Raw genomic sequence first — 1,330 nt, 5'->3', positions numbered from 1 at the left:
GCGTCGAGCGCGGAGAGGATGGTGGTCGCGTCGGCCTCGGTGATGACGAGGGGTGGCGAGAGGATGATGTTGGGGCCGGAGACGCGGACCATGGCGCCCGCCTCGTAGGCCTTGGCCTGGACCTGGCCGGGCTGCGCCTTCGGCGGCGCGGCTTTGTCGGGACCGGCAAGCTCGATCGCCAGCATCAGCCCCTGGCCACCGCGGATGTCGCCGATGACGCTGTATTTCGCCTTGAGCGCCTTCAGCCCCTCCCACAACTGCGCACCCCGCGCGGCGGCGTTGACGGGGACGTTCAGGCGTTTCGTCTCGGCCAGGCAGGCCAGCGCGGCGGCGGCACCGACCGGGTGGCCGGAATAGGTGTAGCCGTGGCCGATCGCCGCCTTGCCGGTCTCGTCCGCCTCGAACACCTGCGCCACGCCTTCCGCGATCATCACCGCGCCGAAGGGGAAGTAGCCGTTGGTGATCGCCTTCGCGGTGCAGGCGAAGTCGGGCTTCACGCCCCAGAGCCGGCTGCCGGTCCAGGCGCCGGTGCGGCCGAAGGCGGTGATCACCTCGTCGGCGATGAGCAGGATGCCGTGCTTGCGGCAGATCGCCTCGACGCCCGGCATGAAGGTCGGGTGCGGCGGGATCACGCCACCCGCGCCGAGGATCGGCTCCATGATGAAGGCGGCGATGGTGGCCGCGCCCTGGAAGGCGATCTCGTCCTCAAGGGCCTGCAGGCAGAGTTGGGCGAGTTTCGCCGGGTCGCTTTCGTTGAAGGGGTTGCGGTAGGTGTAGGGGGCGGGGATGTGGAAGCAGCCGGGCAGGAGCGGCTCGTAGGCGGTGCGGAAGTTGGCGTTGCCGTTGACCGAGGCCCCGCCCATGTGGGTGCCGTGGTAGCCCTTCTTCAGCGACAGGAACTTGGTGCGCCCGGCCTCGCCGCGGATCTTGTGATACTGGCGCGCGAGCCGCAGCGCGGTTTCCACGCTGTCCGACCCGCCCGAGGTGTAGAAGGCGCGGGTCAACCCGTCGGGCGCGAAGAAGGCGCGCAGTTCCTCGGCCAGCTCGATCACCTTGTCGTTCGAGGTGCCGCGGAAGATGGAATAATAGGGCAGCGCGTCAAGCTGGGCCGCGATGGCGTCCTTCACCGGCTGGCAGGAATAGCCGAGGTTGACGTTCCACAAGCCCCCGACCCCATCCACCACCTCATGCCCGTCGATGTCGCGGATGCGGGTGCCCTGCGCGCCCGTGATGATCGCAGGCGCGTTCTTCACGCTGTCCGAGGGCGAGGTCATCGGATGCCAGAGCGAGCGGGCATTGTGGGCTTTCAGGAAGTTGGCGTCTTTCATGG

Annotated in this window: 1 protein-coding gene; it reads right to left on the bottom strand. The window is 68.6% G+C overall.

Annotated features, from left to right (window positions below; translation table 11 throughout):
- A partial coding sequence (locus tag JNJ68_RS13205; RefSeq protein WP_294982848.1) for an aminotransferase class III-fold pyridoxal phosphate-dependent enzyme occupies window positions 1-1,328 on the bottom strand: 1,328 nt, incomplete at its 3' end.
- Between the last annotated feature and the right edge of the window lie 2 nt (window positions 1,329-1,330).

It is taken from the genome of Tabrizicola sp. (assembly GCF_016793705.1).
In the GTDB taxonomy this organism is placed as follows: Bacteria; Pseudomonadota; Alphaproteobacteria; order Rhodobacterales; family Rhodobacteraceae; genus Tabrizicola.
This window is presented reverse-complemented; position numbering and strand designations above follow the sequence as displayed.